This is a genomic window from Streptococcus mitis (assembly GCF_946190285.1).
GTDB lineage: Bacteria > Bacillota > Bacilli > Lactobacillales > Streptococcaceae > Streptococcus > Streptococcus mitis_CP.
On record NZ_CAMHZX010000001.1, the window covers coordinates 227280 to 244324 of the forward strand.

Here is a 17045-nt window from a genome sequence, read left to right on the forward strand (position 1 = left end):
AAAAGGAGCATAACCAATATGAAACGTATTGCTGTTTTGACTAGTGGTGGAGACGCCCCTGGTATGAACGCTGCCATCCGTGCAGTTGTTCGTCAAGCAATTTCAGAAGGAATGGAAGTATTTGGTATCTATGATGGATATGCTGGTATGGTTGCTGGTGAAATTCATCCCCTAGATGCGGCTTCAGTAGGAGACATCATTTCTCGTGGTGGTACTTTCCTTCACTCAGCTCGTTACCCAGAGTTCGCTCAACTTGAAGGGCAACTTAAAGGGATTGAGCAATTGAAAAAACACGGGATTGAAGGTGTAGTTGTTATCGGTGGTGACGGATCTTACCACGGTGCTATGCGTTTGACTGAACATGGCTTCCCAGCTATCGGTCTTCCAGGTACAATCGATAACGATATCGTTGGTACTGACTTTACAATCGGTTTTGACACAGCGGTTACAACTGCTATGGATGCTATCGATAAGATTCGTGATACATCATCAAGTCACCGTCGTACTTTTGTTATCGAAGTTATGGGACGTAACGCTGGTGATATCGCTCTTTGGGCTGGTATTGCAACTGGTGCTGATGAAATCATCATTCCTGAAGAAGGATTCAAGATTGAAGATATTGTAGAAAGCATTAAATGTGGTTATGAGTGTGGTAAAAAACACAATATCATCGTCTTGGCAGAAGGTGTGATGTCAGCAGCTGAATTTGGTCAAAAACTAAAAGAAGCTGGGGATACAAGCGACCTTCGTGTGACAGAACTTGGACATATTCAACGTGGTGGTTCTCCAACTGCGCGTGACCGTGTTTTGGCATCACGTATGGGTGCACATGCTGTTAAACTTCTTAAAGAAGGTATCGGTGGTGTTGCGGTTGGTATCCGTAACGAGAAAATGGTTGAAAACCCAATTCTTGGAACTGCAGAAGAGGGAGCATTGTTTAGCCTTACTGCAGATGGGAAGATTGTGGTTAACAACCCACACAAGGCTGACCTTGAGCTATCTAGCTTGAATAAGAGCTTGTCATAATTTATAATTTTGTTAAAAAGACCAAAAAGGTCATATATATAAAGGAGTCACAAAAATCATGAATAAACGTGTAAAAATCGTTGCAACTTTGGGACCTGCGGTAGAAATCCGTGGTGGTAAAAAATTTGGTGATGACGGATACTGGGGTGAAAAACTTGATGTTGAAGCTTCAGCTAAAAATATTGCTAAATTGATTGAAGCTGGTGCTAACACATTCCGTTTCAACTTCTCACACGGTGACCACCAAGAACAAGGTGACCGTATGGCAACTGTTAAACTTGCAGAAAAACTTGCAGGTAAAAAAGTTGGTTTCCTTCTTGATACAAAAGGACCAGAAATCCGTACTGAATTGTTTGAAGGAGATGCAAAAGAGTACTCTTACACAACTGGTGAAAAAATTCGTGTTGCTACTAAGCAAGGAATCAAATCAACTCGTGATGTGATCGCATTAAACGTTGCTGGTGCTCTTGATATCTATGATGATGTTGAAGTTGGTCGTCAAGTTTTGGTTGACGATGGTAAACTTGGTCTTCGTGTGGTTGCTAAAGATGATGCAACTCGTGAATTTGAAGTTGAAGTTGAAAACGATGGCGTAATTGCTAAACAAAAAGGTGTTAACATCCCTAACACTAAAATTCCTTTCCCAGCTCTTGCTGAACGCGATAACGACGATATTCGCTTTGGTCTTGAACAAGGTATCAACTTCATCGCGATTTCATTCGTACGTACTGCAAAAGACGTTAACGAAGTTCGTGCAATCTGTAAAGAAACTGGAAACGGACACGTTCAATTGTTCGCTAAAATCGAAAACCAACAAGGTATTGATAACTTGGATGAAATCATCGAAGCTGCTGATGGTATCATGATCGCTCGTGGTGACATGGGTATCGAAGTACCATTCGAAATGGTTCCAGTTTACCAAAAAATGATCATCACTAAAGTCAATGCTGCAGGTAAAGTTGTTATCACTGCAACAAACATGCTTGAAACAATGACTGAAAAACCACGTGCAACTCGTTCAGAAGTATCAGACGTATTTAACGCTGTTATCGACGGAACTGACGCAACAATGCTTTCAGGTGAGTCTGCAAACGGTAAATACCCACTTGAGTCAGTAACTACAATGGCTACAATCGACAAGAACGCTCAAACTCTTCTTAACGAATACGGTCGTTTGAACTCAGATTCATTTGAACGTAACTCTAAGACAGAAGTAATGGCTTCAGCTGTTAAAGATGCTACTAACTCAATGGACATTAAATTGGTTGTAACTCTTACTAAGACAGGTCACACTGCACGTTTGATCTCTAAATACCGTCCAAATGCTGACATCTTGGCATTGACATTCGACGAATTGACAGAACGTGGATTGATGTTGAACTGGGGTGTTATCCCAATGTTGACAGATGCTCCATCTTCAACTGACGATATGTTCGAAATTGCTGAACGTAAAGCAGTTGAAGCAGGTCTTGTACAATCTGGTGACGATATCGTTATCGTAGCTGGTGTACCAGTTGGAGAAGCTGTTCGTACAAATACAATGCGTATCCGCACAGTACGCTAATTAAAATGAAAAAAGCCTATCATATCAAGCTTTCTAGCCTGTATGATGGGCTCTTTTTTTGTCTATGGAGCACAAATGGAGCAAAACTTTTTACTTTCGATTTAATGGGACGGTATCAAGTGCGTCAAGTACTGCTTGCTTCAGATTTTTTGTAACGTGAGTATAGATCTAATTGGTAGTTTTCGGATTTATGCCCAAACTGTGACATGATAGCTTTTAAAGTTATGTTGTTTTTTTACGTAAACTTCATAAAATGTTTAGTTAAAATACAGATAAAAAATAACTCCCTGATGACTCAAGGAGTTATTACTATCTAAATTAGTTTTTAGAAGCAGCTTGGAATTCTGGGTTTTTCCAAGCTTCGTCAATAATAGCTTGTAATTCATTTGCAGATGCTTGCATTTTTTGAGTTTCTGCGTCGTTCAATGGGATATTTACTGGACGAACAATACCATGTGCACCTACAACAGCTGGTTGACCGATAAAGACGTTTTTAACTCCATATTGACCTTCTTGGAATACTGAAAGTGGAAGTACTGCGTTTTCATCGTCAAGGATTGCTTTAGTAATACGAGCAAGGGCTACTGCGATACCGTAGTATGTTGCACCTTTTTTGTTGATGATTGTGTAGGCTGCATCACGAACACCTTCGAACAATTCAATCAATTCAGCTTCTTGAACATTTTGAGTGTCTTTAAGGAATTCTTCAAGGTTTACACCAGCGATATTAGCGTGTGACCAAACAGCGAACTCAGAGTCACCGTGTTCACCCATAATGTAGGCGTGCACTGAACGAGCATCAACATCCAATTTTTCAGCAAGTGCTTGACGGAAACGAGCTGAGTCAAGTGAAGTACCTGAACCGATAACGCGTTCTTTAGGGAATCCAGAGAATTTCCAAGTTGAGTAAGTCAAGACGTCAACTGGGTTAGCAGCAACAAGGAAGATACCTTTGAAACCTGATTCAACAACTTGAGTTACGATTGATTTGTTGATAGCAAGGTTTTTACCTACAAGGTCAAGACGAGTTTCACCTGGTTTTTGAGGCGCACCTGCAGTGATTACAACAAGGTCAGCGTCTGCACAGTCAGAGTATTGAGCTGCATAGATTTTTTTAGGTGAAGTGAAGGCAAGGGCGTGACTAAGGTCAAGTGCATCACCAACAGCTTTTTCATGCAATTGTGGAATTTCGATAATTCCAAGCTCTTGTGCAATTCCTTGGTTAACAAGTGCAAAAGCGTAAGAAGAACCTACAGCACCATCACCGACAAGGATAACTTTTTTGTGTTGTTTAGTTGAAGTCATTATTCTAAACATCTCCTTAATTTTATTCAGGGATTTCCCCAGTTATTTCAATTTTATCACTTTTGAAAAGCTTTGTCACGGATATGCATTTCAGTTCTTGATGTAAACGTTTTAGTGATTTTAGATACCTGAAATATAGCGGACATTATGGTATAATATAGTTAATTACTAATAGTGAAATGAGGCATTTATTAATGCAGGATAGAAATTTAGTGAATGTCAATCTGACAAAGGAGATGAAGACGAGCTTTATCGACTACGCCATGAGTGTTATCGTAGCGCGGGCCCTTCCTGATGTTCGAGATGGCTTGAAACCCGTTCACCGTCGGATTCTCTATGGAATGAATGAATTGGGTGTTACTCCAGACAAACCACATAAAAAATCTGCTCGTATTACTGGGGATGTCATGGGTAAATATCACCCACACGGGGATTCCTCTATCTATGAAGCCATGGTTCGTATGGCTCAATGGTGGAGCTACCGTTACATGCTTGTAGATGGTCATGGGAACTTTGGTTCCATGGATGGAGACGGTGCAGCCGCACAGCGTTACACTGAGGCACGTATGAGTAAGATTGCTCTGGAGATGCTTCGTGATATCAATAAAAATACGGTTGATTTCGTTGATAACTATGATGCCAATGAACGTGAACCCTTGGTCTTGCCAGCGCGTTTTCCAAATCTTTTAGTTAATGGAGCTACTGGTATCGCTGTCGGTATGGCAACCAATATTCCACCTCATAACTTGGGTGAAACCATTGATGCAGTGAAGTTAGTTATGGACAATCCTGAAGTGACCACTAAGGACTTGATGGAAGTCTTACCTGGGCCAGATTTTCCAACTGGTGCTCTTGTTATGGGGAAATCAGGTATTCATAAGGCTTATGAAACAGGTAAAGGATCGATTGTCCTTCGTTCTCGTACTGAAATCGAAGAAACTAAGACTGGCCGTGAGCGCATCGTTGTAACAGAATTCCCATATATGGTCAACAAAACAAAGGTGCATGAGCATATTGTTCGTTTGGTTCAGGAAAAGCGTATTGAGGGCATCACAGCAGTACGTGATGAGTCAAACCGTGAAGGTGTTCGATTTGTTATTGAAGTCAAACGCGATGCCTCAGCCAATGTTATCCTTAATAATCTCTTCAAGATGACCCAGATGCAAACCAACTTTGGTTTCAATATGCTTGCTATCCAAAATGGGGTACCCAAGATTTTGTCTCTTCGTCAGATTTTGGATGCTTATATCGAGCACCAAAAAGAAGTGGTTGTTCGTCGTACTCGTTTTGACAAGGAAAAAGCAGAAGCGCGTGCACACATTTTAGAAGGTCTCTTAATTGCACTAGACCATATCGACGAAGTGATTCGTATCATCCGTGCTAGTGAAACGGATGCGGAAGCACAAGCTGAGTTGATGAGCAAATTCAAGTTATCTGAACGTCAAAGTCAAGCCATTCTTGATATGCGTCTCCGTCGTTTGACAGGTTTGGAACGCGATAAGATTCAGTCTGAGTATGATGAACTCTTGGCTCTGATTGCGGATTTAGCAGATATTTTAGCTAAGCCGGAACGTGTTTCTCAAATCATCAAGGATGAATTAGATGAAGTCAAGCGTAAGTTTGGTGATCAACGTCGTACGGAATTGATGGTCGGTGAAGTCTTGAGTCTTGAAGATGAGGATCTAATTGAAGAAGCTGATGTCTTGATCACTCTTTCTAATAAAGGATACATCAAACGTCTGGACCAAGCTGAGTTTACTGCTCAAAAACGTGGGGGGCGTGGTGTTCAAGGTACAGGTGTTAAGGATGACGATTTTGTTCGTGAGTTAGTGTCAACTAGTACCCATGATCACCTACTCTTCTTTACAAATAAAGGACGGGTCTATCGCCTGAAAGGCTATGAAATTCCTGAATATGGCCGTACTGCTAAGGGATTGCCAATTGTCAATCTTTTGAAATTGGATGAAGGTGAAAGTATTCAGACCATCATCAATGTTGAATCTGAACGCAGCGATGATGCTTACCTCTTCTTCACAACTCGTCATGGTATTGTGAAGAGAACCAGCGTTAAGGAATTTGCTAACATTCGTCAGAATGGACTCAAGGCTTTAAACCTCAAGGATGAAGATGAGTTGATTAATGTCTTGCTGACAGAAGAGGACACGGATATTATCATTGGTACCAAGTTTGGTTATTCAGTTCGCTTTAATCAATCAGCTGTTCGTGGTATGAGTCGTATCGCCACTGGTGTGAAAGGTGTTAACCTTCGTGACGGAGACACAGTTATTGGTGCTAGTGTGATTTCAGACCAGGACGAGGTTCTTATCATCACAGAAAAGGGGTATGGTAAGCGCACAGTTGCGACCGAATATCCAACTAAAGGTCGTGGTGGTAAAGGGATGCAAACCGCTAAGATTACAGAAAAGAACGGTTCTCTTGCTGGTCTTATGACCGTTAAAGGCGATGAAGATTTGATGATTATTACTGATACTGGTGTCATGATTCGAACCAACGTTGCCAATATTTCTCAAACAGGTCGCTCAACTATGGGAGTTAAAGTGATGCGCCTGGACCAAGATGCTAAAATTGTAACCTTTACTACGGTTGCAGCGGCAGAAAAAGAAGAAGTTGGGACAGAAAACGAAACAGAAGGTGAAGCATAATGTCTCATAAAAAGAACAAAAAGAAAACAAACCGTAAAAATTTACTAATCAATATCTTGGCAGGATTCTTAATCATCTTGTCAATAGCTTTGATTTTCAATTCAAAAATTCGTGATATGTTCATGGTTTGGAATACCAATAAATACCAAGTCAGCCAGGTATCAAAAGAAAAATTGGAAGAAAATCAAGATACAGAAGGGAATTTTGACTTTGATTCCGTAAAAGCCATCTCGTCAGAAGCTGTCTTATCCTCACAATGGGATTCGCAAAAATTGCCAGTTATCGGTGGAATTGCTGTCCCTGAGGTAGAAATTAACTTGCCTATTTTTAAGGGACTGGATAATGTCAATCTTTTCTATGGAGCTGGTACAATGAAGCGTGATCAAGTGATGGGGAAAGGAAACTATTCCCTTGCGAGCCATCACATCTTCACGGCGGAAAATGCCAGCCAAATGCTCTTTTCTCCATTATCACGCGCTAAAAATGGGATGAAAATTTATCTAACTGATAAGGATAAAGTTTATACCTATGAAATCCGCGAAGTGAAGCATGTGACTCCAGATCGCGTTGATGAGATTGATGACCGTACTGGAGTTGATGAAATCACACTTGTAACCTGTGTTGACTATGATGCGACAGAACGTATTATCGTAAAAGGTGACTTGAAAGATACAAAAGATTATTCACAAACACCTGAAGAAATTCTAACAGCTTTCAATCAACCATATAAACAACGTTATTAAAGATAAATGGCTCTTTGTCAACTGTAGTGGGTTGATGAAAAGCTAAGCTCGAGAAAGGACAAATTTCGTCCTTTCTTTTTTGATATTCAGAGCGATAAAAATCCGTTTTTTGAAGTTTTCAAAGTTCCGAAATCCAAAGGCATTGCGCTTGATAAGTTTGATAAGATTATTGGTGGCTTCCAGTTTGGCGTTGGAATAGGGTAGTTGAAGGGCGTTGGCAATTTTCTATTTATCCTTGAGGAAGGTTTTAAAGACAGTCTGAAAAAGAGGATGAACCTGCTTTAGATTGTCCTCAATGAGCCCGAAAAATTTATCCGGTTCCTTATTCTGGAAGTGAAAAAGCAAGAGCTGATAGAGCTGATAGTGGTGTTTCAAGTCTTCTGAATAGCTCAAAAGCTTGTCAAGAATCTCTTTATTCGTTAAGTGCATACGAAAAGTAGGGCGATAAAAACGTTTATCACTCAATTTACGACTATCCTGCTGGATGAGCTTCCAGTAGCGCTTGACGGCCTTGTATTCATGGGATTTTCGATGAACCTGATTCATGATTTGGACACGGACACGACTCATAGCACGGCTAAGATGTTGCACAATATGGAAACGATATAGAACGATTTTAGCACACGGAAAAAGTTGTCTAGCTAAGTCATAGTAGGGACTAAACATATCCATAGTAATGATTTTCACTCGACATCGGACTGCCCTATCATATTTAAGGAAGTAATTTCGGATAATAGCTTGTGTTCGTCCCTCAAGAACAGTGATAATATTGAGCTTTTCAAAATCTTGTGCAATGAAGCTCATCTTTCCCTTAGTAAAAGCGTACTCATCCCAAGACATAATCTCAGGAAGACAAGAAAAATCATGCTTAAAACGGAAGTCATTGAGCTTGCGAATGACAGTTGAAGTTGAAATGGACAGCTGATAGGCAATATCGGTCATAGAAGTTTTTTCAATCAGCTTCTGAGCAATTTTTTGGTTGATAATACGAGGGATTTGGTGATTTTTCTTGACGAGAGAGGTTTCGGCGACCATCATTTTTGAACAGTGATAGCACTTAAAACGGCGTTTTTTAAGGAGAATTCTAGTAGGCATACCAGTTGTTTCGAGGTAAGGAATCTTAGACGGTTTTTGAAAGTCATATTTCTTCATTTGACTTTCACAATCAGGACAAGATGGGGCGTCGTAGTCAAGTTTGGCGATGATTTCCTTGTGTGTATCCTTATTGATGATGTCTAGAATCTGGATATTAGGGTCTTTAATATCGAGTAGTTTTGTGATAAAATGTAATTGTTCCATAGGATTCTTTCTAATGATGGTTTGGTCGCTTTTCATTATAGATTTTATGGGACTTTTTTTCTACAACAAAATCGGCTCCATAATATCTATAGGGGATTCACCCACTACAAATATTATAGAGCCAGATAAATCAGTAAAATCTTAGGTTTTACTGATTTTTTTATAGATAGAGTTTCAAAATAAACTGTTATGAAATACAGAAAACGCTTCCTTAATTCTAAAGTTTGTGATATAATTATCAGGTAAAAAATTTTTAGGAGTTTATTATGGTTTCTTCAGAATTTATCTCAAAGATTGAATTTGCTTGCAAGAAGAAGGAAAGTCTTTATAGTCAAAGCAAATTTAAGTATGCGATTCGTTCTATGTTCGCAGGTGCATTTTTAACCTTCAGTACAGCAGCTGGTGCAGTTGGGGCTGACTTGATTAATAAAATTGCACCAGGTAGTGGACGTTTCCTCTTCCCCTTTGTCTTTGCTTGGGGATTGGCCTACATTGTTTTCTTGAATGCCGAGTTGGTAACATCAAACATGATGTTCTTGACTGCTGGTAGTTTCTTGAAAAAAATCTCTTGGAGAAAGACAGCTGAGATTTTACTTTACTGTACCTTGTTCAACCTTATCGGAGCCTTGATAGCAGGTTGGGGCTTTGCCCACTCAGCAGCCTATGCACATCTGACTCACGATAGTTTCATCTCAGGTGTTGTTGAGATGAAGTTAGGTCGCTCAAATGAATTAATCTTGCTTGAGGCGATTTTGGCAAATATTTTCGTAAATATTGCGATTCTTTCATTTATTTTGGTCAAAGATGGCGGTGCCAAACTTTGGCTTGTGTTGTCAGCGATTTACATGTTTGTATTCTTAACAAACGAGCACATTGCTGCGAACTTTGCTTCTTTCGCGATTGTGAAATTCAGTGTTGCTGCTGATTCAATTGCTAACTTCGGTGTTGGAAATATGCTTCGTCACTGGGGTGTAACCTTCATTGGGAACTTGATCGGTGGTGGTCTCTTGGTTGGTCTTCCATATGCCTTCCTCAATAAAAATGAAGATACTTATGTAGATTAAGAAAATGAGCACGATTGAGTCGTGCTTTTTTCGTTTTTAAAATAGAGTAATAGCTATTTCTTATATCAAAATATAGAAAACTGATATTTGTAAACTATACCTTAAGGTGCTACAATATCCTTAATCAAACTATTTGGAGGTCGTTTTATGACTCGTGATTTAAAATTTGAAACCTTGCAACTACATGCTGGTCAAGTTGTGGATCCAGCTACCAAGTCTCGTGCAGTGCCAATTTATCAAACAACATCCTTTGTTTTTGATGACACGCAGGAAGGTGCCGATTTGTTTGCCTTGAGAAAACCAGGGAACATTTATACTCGTATTACCAATCCTACAACGGCTGCTTTTGAAGAAAGAATCGCTGCCCTTGAAGGTGGTGTTGGAGCTCTTGCAACAGCATCAGGTATGGCCGCAGTGACTTATACGATTTTGGCTCTTGCTCATGCAGGTGACCATGTAGTGGCAGCATCAACTATTTACGGTGGAACTTTCAATCTCTTGAAAGAAACCCTTCCTCGTTATGGGATCACAACAACCTTTGTCGATATTGAAAATTTGGAGGAAGTGGAAGCAGCTATCAATGACAATACCAAGCTTGTCTTGATTGAAACCTTGGGGAATCCTTTGATAAACATTCCTGACTTGGAAAAATTGGCTGAGATTGCTCATAAACACCAGATTCCACTAGTTTCGGATAATACCTTTGCAACACCTTATTTGATTAATGTTTTTTCTCACGGTGTAGATATTGCTATTCACTCTGCGACTAAGTTTATCGGTGGGCATGGTACGACTATTGGAGGAGTGATTGTCGATAGCGGGCGTTTTGACTGGGCGGTTTCAGGGAAATTCCCTCAATTTGTTGAGGAAGACCCAAGCTACCACAATTTGAGCTATACTCGTGATGTGGGTGCAGCAGCCTTTATTATCGCTGTCCGTGTTCAATTGCTTCGTGATACAGGGGCGGCCTTGTCGCCATTTAATGCTTTCTTGTTGCTTCAAGGACTTGAAACCCTTTCACTTCGGGTGGAACGCCATGTGCAAAATGCTGAGAAAATTGTTGATTTTCTTGTCAACCATCCTAAGGTAGAAAAGGTAAACTATCCAAAACTTGCTGATAGTCCTTATCATGCCTTGGCAGAGAAATACTTGCCTAAAGGTGTGGGTTCAATCTTTACCTTCCATGTCAAAGGTGGGGAGGCAGAAGCACGCAAGGTAATTGATCATTTAGAAATCTTCTCTGACCTTGCAAACGTAGCAGATGCTAAATCGCTTGTTGTTCATCCAGCAACAACCACTCACGGTCAATTGTCAGAAAAAGACTTAGAAGCAGCAGGTGTCACACCAAACCAAATCCGCTTGTCTATCGGTCTTGAAAATGTAGATGATTTGATTGAAGACTTGCGCTTGGCCTTGGAAAAAATTTAAAGTAAAAGAAGATAAACAGTGGGTTTCGACTCGCTGTTTTTGATTTTCCCTTAGGCATGATATAATGGTTACAGAAGTCTAGAAAGAGGAACGATATGAACGAAATCAAATGCCCCAACTGTGGGGAAGTCTTTACAGTAAATGAGAGCCAGTATGCTGAACTTTTATCCCAAGTGAGAACGGCAGAGTTTGATAAGGAACTACATGATCGGATGAAGCAGGGACTGGCCTTGGCTGAGCAAAAGGCTATGAATGAACAGCAGTCTAAACTAGCTCAAAAAGACCAAGAAATTGCGCAATTACAGAGTCAAATCCAAAACTTTGATACAGAAAAAGAATTGGCCAAGAAAGAGGTTGAACAGACAAACCATCAGGCTTTATTAGCAAAGGACAAGGAAGTGCAGGCCTTGGAGAACCAATTGGCTACCTTGCGTTTAGAGCATGAAAATCAACTGCAAAAGACCCTTTCTGACTTAGAAAAAGAACGGGATCAGGTTAAAAATCAGCTCCTCTTGCAAGAAAAGGAAAATGAGCTGTCTTTGGCTTCTGTTAAGCAAAATTACGAAGCCCAGCTTAAAGCAGCCAGTGAACAAGTCGAATTTTACAAGAACTTTAAGGCTCAACAATCTACAAAAGCGATTGGGGAAAGTCTGGAACACTATGCAGAGAGTGAGTTTAACAAGGTCCGTAGTTTTGCCTTTCCAAATGCTTACTTTGAGAAGGATAACAAGGTCTCTGCGCGTGGTTCCAAAGGGGATCTTATCTTCCGTGAATGTGATGAAAATGGGGTCGAAATCATTTCTATCATGTTTGAGATGAAAAATGAAGCGGACGGGACAGAGAAGAAGCACAAGAACGCAGATTTTTACAAGGAATTGGACAAGGACCGTCGTGAAAAGAACTGCGAATATGCGGTTTTGGTGACTATGCTTGAGGCCGATAATGACTACTTTAACACAGGGATTGTTGACGTCAGCCACGAGTACGAAAAGATGTATGTGGTTCGTCCTCAATTCTTTATCCAGTTGATTGGTCTCTTACGTAATGCAGCTCTTAATTCTTTGAAATACAAGCAAGAGTTGGCCTTGGTTCGGGAGCAAAATATTGATATTACGCATTTTGAGGAAGACTTGGATGCCTTTAAATTAGCTTTTGCCAAGAACTACAACTCTGCTTCGACCAACTTTGGAAAAGCTATTGATGAAATCGACAAGGCCATCAAACGCATGGAAGAGGTCAAGAAGTTCCTAACCACATCCGAAAACCAACTTCGTCTAGCGAACAACAAGTTGGAAGATGTTTCAGTTAAAAAATTGACCCGTAAAAATCCAACCATGAAAGCGAAGTTTGAAGCATTGAAGGGGGAGTAGAATTCCCTTAGGAACAGAGATTTATATGAAAAGAACTATAGAAATTATTAGAACATGGTCAGCTGATAAAATTGAATTAATTTTTCTTAAAATTATATTTAAATATTTGCTGTATTTTTTAGTGTTTTCAACAGTAATGTTTTATGTTTATATTTTTAACCATTCATCGACCACTTACACAAAGGTATTAACAGTATTTCTTGTCCTTCTTATATTGTTTATTCTTCTATCTAAATTATTACTAGATAGGGCTTTAATTGAAATTTTATTTGAGGATATCAATTTAACAAAGTATCAGGATATAGTTGCTAGAGCTGATGCAAATTCTTTAAATAGAAATGTTCAGATTCTTCCAAAATATTTGGCAAATGCAAGAGTATCCTTTTATAGAGGACACTTCCAAGATAGTTTAGAATTGCTGAATAAAATAAAAAATAGTAATCTAAAAAAATTCAAAAGTCTCTACTATATATTTCATATCAAGTATTATAGCATCCTAAACTTAGTTCATTTGAATGATTGTTTAGAATTGCAAGAATTAATGGTAGAAATTGAAGAACTAACAAGTAATGTTCAATCGCAATTTTTAAAATATCAGAAAGAAATTTTGAGTTTAAAGGCTATTGTTGATATCTATTGCAATAAAAAATCAAACGACTACTTCGACACCACCAAACCAGAAAATAAGTTAGCTCGAATCATGTTCTCTTATTACGGAGCTCTCAATGCCCAGCTAAAAGGAAATGGAGCTCGTGCTCGTAGTTTGTTTGAAAGTATCGCTCATGAAAATCCAGAACTTTTTTATGTTCAGGAAGCGAAAAAATATTTAGAATCAGTGAAATGAGAGTAATATATGAAATTAGTTAAAAAAATAGTAAGTAGGGCGACAGAAAACACTCTTCTACAACTTGATAGGGTTATTCTAATTTGCGTATTTTTAGTCTTAGTTGTTGATGCGATGGCAGTATTCTTAGTATTTCAAAGCAATTTGGAAATATTGGGACTCATATTATTAGTTATTGACTTTTTTGCTCTTGTCTTTGTATTTTATTTAAGATTTGTATCTAGCAAAGTTGTTTATCTAATGTTAAATGATGCTATTAATATTAAACTCTATGAAGACATGTTTAGGGTTCAATCTGAGAAATCGATTAAGATTTATAGGGCAACGTATCAAGAATATTTTCAATTTATTCAGGGACAAGTGGCTTATCTAAAAGGAGATTTTCAATCAGCCAAGGAAAATATGTCCAAATATGATTTGAAAAAAATTTGGGGTAGATTAAGAAACTATACATTTTTAATATCAAGCTTTGAACTATTAAAAGTTTCTCTTCATCTTCAAGATGCGCAAGATATTGCTTTCTTTGAGGAACAATTGTCCAAGGCGCCAGATTTTAAAGGAGGCAAAGCTAAACTCGTTGCTCAAGCCCAAGCCATAAAAGATATTGTGTTCAATAAAGAAGTGAACGACTACTTCGACATTACTGAACCAGAAAGTAAGTTAGCTCGAATCATGTTTTCTTATTACGGCGCTCTCAATGCCCAGCTAAAAGGAGATGAAGAACGTGCCCGTAGTTTGTTTGAAAGCATTGCCCATGAAAATCCAGAACTCTTTTGTGTGCAGGAAGCGAAGAGCTATTTAGAAAGATAAAACTGATATAAGTTCTTACCGTACGTCACCTATGTGAAAGAACATAACCAGGTCAAACAAGACTACGCAACAGTTAAAACTACTAATGAGACGGGGGTAAGAACGATAGATCATCTCACTCAAATTTTTAATACAACTGGTGAGGTAGTTGGTATTGCTTTTAATTGGGTTGTAGAGCATCCTAAGGAAGTAGTAATTGGAGTTGTAGTAGCGACTGCATTCTTCTTTGGCGGGGAACTTGTCACAGCTGGAGGTGCTTTACTAGCTTATTTAGCTAGTTTGTTTGTATAAATTAGTTTGTAATTTTTTATAGGAGTTTTTTATGTTAGATAATATTTCTAAGAATATCTCGAATTGGTCATCAATTCGAATCTGCAGTATACTGGAGGTTTTTATTTTATTTTATCTACGTTGGACAATTATTGCAACAGCAATTAGTTTATTATTCGTAAAATCAACCGTCGTTACTACATTATTGCTCATATTTCTAACATTACTGACTATTATCGTTGTAATAACTCATTTTTTAGTAAATCACGTTGCAGAAGTTATTTTATACGAGCAAGTGAATTTTGTAAAATATATTTCTCTTTTAACTGAAACTTATGAAAGGCGTCCTGATAATAGAACAGGGAATTTAAATGCATTAAATCTGGGTTTAGCTAGGTGTGCTTTCTATCAAGGGAATTTTAGTGAGGCAATCCAATATGCTGAACGAATAAGAGTTAAAAGTTCTAAATTGAATTTGAAACGTATTTATGAACTAAACATCGTATTTATAGAATCATTATCATACCTTCATTTAAGGGAGACGGATGAAATTTCTAAACTTTTAGTTTCTTATGATTGGGAAAAAATTAAAAGAATTGATAAAAATAGAATGTTGGATTTAATTGAACCAGTATCAAAAATACTCAATGGAGAAGTTACAGGCTACTTCGACACCACCGAACCAGAAAATAAATTAGCTCGAATCATGTTCTCTTATTACGGAGCTCTCAATGCTCAGCTAAAAGGAGATGAGGCTCGTGCCCGAAGTTTGTTTGAAAGCATTGCCCATGAAAATCCAGAACTCTTTTGTGTGCAGGAAGCGAAGAAATATTTAGAATTAGTGAAATGAGAGTAATATATGAAATTAGTAAAAAAAATAGTAAGTAGGGCGACAGAAAACACTCTTCTACAAATTGAGACTATTAGTCAGTTAAGTTATATTATATCAATGATTATAGGAGCATTAGCAATTTTTTTAGAACGTCAACCTGAAACAAAACGGTGGGGGTTAATACTCGCTTTACTGATGCTACTTGTAGTCATCTGGATCTTATATCTACGTTTTGTCCTAAGCAAAGTTATTGTTCTAGTGTTACACGATTCTATTGATCTTAAGCTATATGAAGACATGTTAAGAGTTCAATCAGAAAAATCTATTAAGCCCTTTAGGGCAACATATCGTGAGAATTACCAAATTATCCAAGGTCGAGTGGCTTATTTAAAAGGAGATTTTCAAGCTGCCAAGGAAAATATGTCCAAATATGATTTGAAAAAAATTTGGAAGAGATTCAGAACCCCTGCGTTTTTAATATCAAGCTTTGAACTATTAACAGTTTCCATTCATCTTCAAGATGCGCAAGATATTGCTTTCTTTGAGGAACAATTGTCCAAGGCACCAGATTTTAAAGGAGGCAAAGCTATACTTGTTGCTCAAGCCCAAGCCATAAAAGATATTGTGTTCAATAAAGAAGCGAACGACTACTTCGACATTACTGAACCAGAAAGTAAGCTAGCTCGAATCGTGTTTTCTTATTACGGCGCTCTCAATGCCCAATTAAAAGGAGATGAAGCTCGTGCCCGTAGTTTGTTTGAAAGTATCGCCCATGAAAATCCAGAGCTCTTTTATGTTCAGGAAGCTAGGAAGTATTTAGAAAAATGAGCTGATATAGTTTTAAAATCTGTCTAAGATAGAATATGTTGATGTAAAGTGAAAAGGGAATTAGAAAGCAAGATATGAACGGTATTATCAACTTAAAAAAAGAAGCAGGGATGACCTCGCATGATGCGGTTTTTAAACTGCGTAAGATTTTGGGAACAAAGAAAATTGGTCATGGTGGGACCTTGGATCCGGATGTGGTGGGTGTTTTGCCTATTGCAGTTGGCAAGGCAACCCGCATGGTCGAGTTTATGCAGGACGAGGGCAAGGTCTATGAGGGGGAAATCACTCTTGGCTATTCAACGACGACAGAGGATGCTAGTGGGGAAGTGGTCGCAGAGACACCTGTTTTATCGCCCTTGGATGAAAAGCTTGTCGATGAAGCGATTGCTAGCTTGACTGGGCCTATTACCCAGATACCACCTATGTATTCGGCTGTTAAGGTTAATGGTCGCAAACTCTATGAGTATGCGCGTGCAGGTCAAGAAGTAGAGCGTCCAGAGCGTCAGGTGACCATTTATCAATTTGAACGGACAAGTCCGATTGCTTATGAGGGGAATTTAGCACGTTTTACTTTTCGTGTGAAATGTAGCAAGGGGACTTACATCCGTACCTTGTCAGTTGATTTGGGAGAGAAGCTTGGTTATGCGGCTCATATGTCACATCTAACACGGACTAGTGCTGCCGGTCTACAGCTTGAAGATGCTCTTACATTGGAAGAAATTGCTGCAAAAGTGGAGGCTGGTCAATTGGACTTTCTTCATCCTCTAGAGATTGGGACGGGCGACCTTGTCAAAGTTTTCCTAACTCCAGAAGAGGCTACAGAAGTGCGCTTTGGTCGTTTTATAGAACTCGAACAAACAGAACAAGAATTAGCTGCCTTTGAAGATGATAAATTGCTAGCCATTCTAGAAAAACGGGACAATCTCTACAAGCCAAGGAAGGTTTTTCGTTAGTATAATTGAAGTGTAGAAATTGGAATTGTTTCCCCTAGATTATCCA

General features: G+C 38.8%; 14 protein-coding genes and 1 pseudogene. 13 read left to right on the forward strand and 2 right to left on the reverse strand.

What is annotated here, in order from left to right:
- The first annotated feature begins 18 nt into the window (after nucleotides 1–18).
- Complete coding sequence (pfkA, locus tag N8L39_RS01155; RefSeq protein ID WP_000820863.1) at nucleotides 19–1026, forward strand: 6-phosphofructokinase; 1008 nt, start codon at nucleotides 19–21, stop codon at nucleotides 1024–1026.
- A gap of 58 nt (nucleotides 1027–1084) precedes the next feature.
- Nucleotides 1085–2590, forward strand: coding sequence for a pyruvate kinase (gene pyk / locus N8L39_RS01160; protein WP_049488757.1), 1506 nt, complete (start codon nucleotides 1085–1087; stop codon nucleotides 2588–2590).
- A 318-nt stretch (nucleotides 2591–2908) separates the two neighbouring features.
- On the opposite strand, the gene N8L39_RS01165 is transcribed toward pyk, so the two are convergent.
- Entirely contained in the window at nucleotides 2909–3895 is a 987-nt protein-coding gene (locus N8L39_RS01165) for an L-lactate dehydrogenase (protein ID WP_000204729.1), read from the reverse strand.
- A gap of 194 nt (nucleotides 3896–4089) precedes the next feature.
- Between N8L39_RS01165 and gyrA the strand changes: the two genes are divergently transcribed.
- A complete protein-coding gene (gyrA, locus tag N8L39_RS01170) occupies nucleotides 4090–6558 on the forward strand; it encodes a DNA gyrase subunit A (protein ID WP_261009952.1) in 2469 nt (822 codons plus the stop codon).
- The gene (locus N8L39_RS01175; protein ID WP_023947195.1) at nucleotides 6558–7301 is read left to right on the forward strand and encodes a class A sortase; all 744 of its coding nucleotides are present in this window, start codon (nucleotides 6558–6560) and stop codon (nucleotides 7299–7301) included. Before gyrA ends, N8L39_RS01175 begins: the two co-directional genes overlap by 1 nt.
- A gap of 42 nt (nucleotides 7302–7343) precedes the next feature.
- Here N8L39_RS01175 and N8L39_RS01180 read toward each other — a convergent pair.
- Nucleotides 7344–8600: pseudogene (locus N8L39_RS01180) on the reverse strand (ISL3 family transposase).
- A 266-nt stretch (nucleotides 8601–8866) separates the two neighbouring features.
- Here N8L39_RS01180 and N8L39_RS01185 point away from each other — a divergent pair.
- The 9 genes from N8L39_RS01185 to truB all read left to right on the forward strand — a co-directional run bounded on the left by N8L39_RS01185 (nucleotide 8867) and on the right by truB (nucleotide 16999).
- A complete protein-coding gene (locus N8L39_RS01185) occupies nucleotides 8867–9664 on the forward strand; it encodes a formate/nitrite transporter family protein (protein ID WP_261009951.1) in 798 nt (265 codons plus the stop codon).
- Nucleotides 9665–9811: 147 nt separating this feature from the next.
- Nucleotides 9812–11092, forward strand: a complete 1281-nt coding sequence (locus N8L39_RS01190) for an O-acetylhomoserine aminocarboxypropyltransferase/cysteine synthase family protein (protein WP_261009950.1) — start codon at nucleotides 9812–9814, stop codon at nucleotides 11090–11092.
- A 95-nt stretch (nucleotides 11093–11187) separates the two neighbouring features.
- Nucleotides 11188–12462, forward strand: a complete 1275-nt coding sequence (locus N8L39_RS01195) for a DUF2130 domain-containing protein (protein ID WP_261009949.1) — start codon at nucleotides 11188–11190, stop codon at nucleotides 12460–12462.
- Nucleotides 12463–12487: 25 nt separating this feature from the next.
- Nucleotides 12488–13306 carry a hypothetical protein gene (locus N8L39_RS01200; protein ID WP_261009948.1) on the forward strand — a complete coding sequence of 273 codons (819 nt, stop codon included), beginning with the start codon at nucleotides 12488–12490 and terminating at the stop codon, nucleotides 13304–13306.
- Nucleotides 13307–13315: 9 nt separating this feature from the next.
- The gene (locus N8L39_RS01205) at nucleotides 13316–14116 is read left to right on the forward strand and encodes a hypothetical protein (RefSeq protein ID WP_261009947.1); all 801 of its coding nucleotides are present in this window, start codon (nucleotides 13316–13318) and stop codon (nucleotides 14114–14116) included.
- A gap of 33 nt (nucleotides 14117–14149) precedes the next feature.
- Nucleotides 14150–14407 carry a hypothetical protein gene (locus N8L39_RS01210; protein ID WP_033681693.1) on the forward strand — a complete coding sequence of 86 codons (258 nt, stop codon included), beginning with the start codon at nucleotides 14150–14152 and terminating at the stop codon, nucleotides 14405–14407.
- A gap of 31 nt (nucleotides 14408–14438) precedes the next feature.
- Nucleotides 14439–15236 carry a hypothetical protein gene (locus N8L39_RS01215; protein ID WP_261009946.1) on the forward strand — a complete coding sequence of 266 codons (798 nt, stop codon included), beginning with the start codon at nucleotides 14439–14441 and terminating at the stop codon, nucleotides 15234–15236.
- Nucleotides 15237–15245: 9 nt separating this feature from the next.
- Nucleotides 15246–16046, forward strand: a complete 801-nt coding sequence (locus N8L39_RS01220) for a hypothetical protein (protein ID WP_261009945.1) — start codon at nucleotides 15246–15248, stop codon at nucleotides 16044–16046.
- A 74-nt stretch (nucleotides 16047–16120) separates the two neighbouring features.
- Nucleotides 16121–16999, forward strand: coding sequence for a tRNA pseudouridine(55) synthase TruB (gene truB, locus N8L39_RS01225; protein WP_261009944.1), 879 nt, complete (start codon nucleotides 16121–16123; stop codon nucleotides 16997–16999).
- The last annotated feature ends 46 nt before the right edge of the window (nucleotides 17000–17045 follow it).

Excerpts from the sequence above, each read along its gene's own strand:
- pfkA (WP_000820863.1), top strand. The coding sequence starts at position 19 with ATGAAACGTATTGCTGTTTTGACTAGTGGTGGAGACGCCCCTGGTATG.
- pyk (WP_049488757.1), top strand. The coding sequence starts at position 1,085 with ATGAATAAACGTGTAAAAATCGTTGCAACTTTGGGACCTGCGGTAGAA.
- N8L39_RS01165 (WP_000204729.1), bottom strand. The coding sequence starts at position 3,895 with ATGACTTCAACTAAACAACACAAAAAAGTTATCCTTGTCGGTGATGGT.
- gyrA (WP_261009952.1), top strand. The coding sequence starts at position 4,090 with ATGCAGGATAGAAATTTAGTGAATGTCAATCTGACAAAGGAGATGAAG.
- N8L39_RS01175 (WP_023947195.1), top strand. The coding sequence starts at position 6,558 with ATGTCTCATAAAAAGAACAAAAAGAAAACAAACCGTAAAAATTTACTA.
- N8L39_RS01185 (WP_261009951.1), top strand. The coding sequence starts at position 8,867 with ATGGTTTCTTCAGAATTTATCTCAAAGATTGAATTTGCTTGCAAGAAG.
- N8L39_RS01190 (WP_261009950.1), top strand. The coding sequence starts at position 9,812 with ATGACTCGTGATTTAAAATTTGAAACCTTGCAACTACATGCTGGTCAA.
- N8L39_RS01195 (WP_261009949.1), top strand. The coding sequence starts at position 11,188 with ATGAACGAAATCAAATGCCCCAACTGTGGGGAAGTCTTTACAGTAAAT.
- N8L39_RS01200 (WP_261009948.1), top strand. The coding sequence starts at position 12,488 with ATGAAAAGAACTATAGAAATTATTAGAACATGGTCAGCTGATAAAATT.
- N8L39_RS01205 (WP_261009947.1), top strand. The coding sequence starts at position 13,316 with ATGAAATTAGTTAAAAAAATAGTAAGTAGGGCGACAGAAAACACTCTT.
- N8L39_RS01215 (WP_261009946.1), top strand. The coding sequence starts at position 14,439 with ATGTTAGATAATATTTCTAAGAATATCTCGAATTGGTCATCAATTCGA.
- N8L39_RS01220 (WP_261009945.1), top strand. The coding sequence starts at position 15,246 with ATGAAATTAGTAAAAAAAATAGTAAGTAGGGCGACAGAAAACACTCTT.
- truB (WP_261009944.1), top strand. The coding sequence starts at position 16,121 with ATGAACGGTATTATCAACTTAAAAAAAGAAGCAGGGATGACCTCGCAT.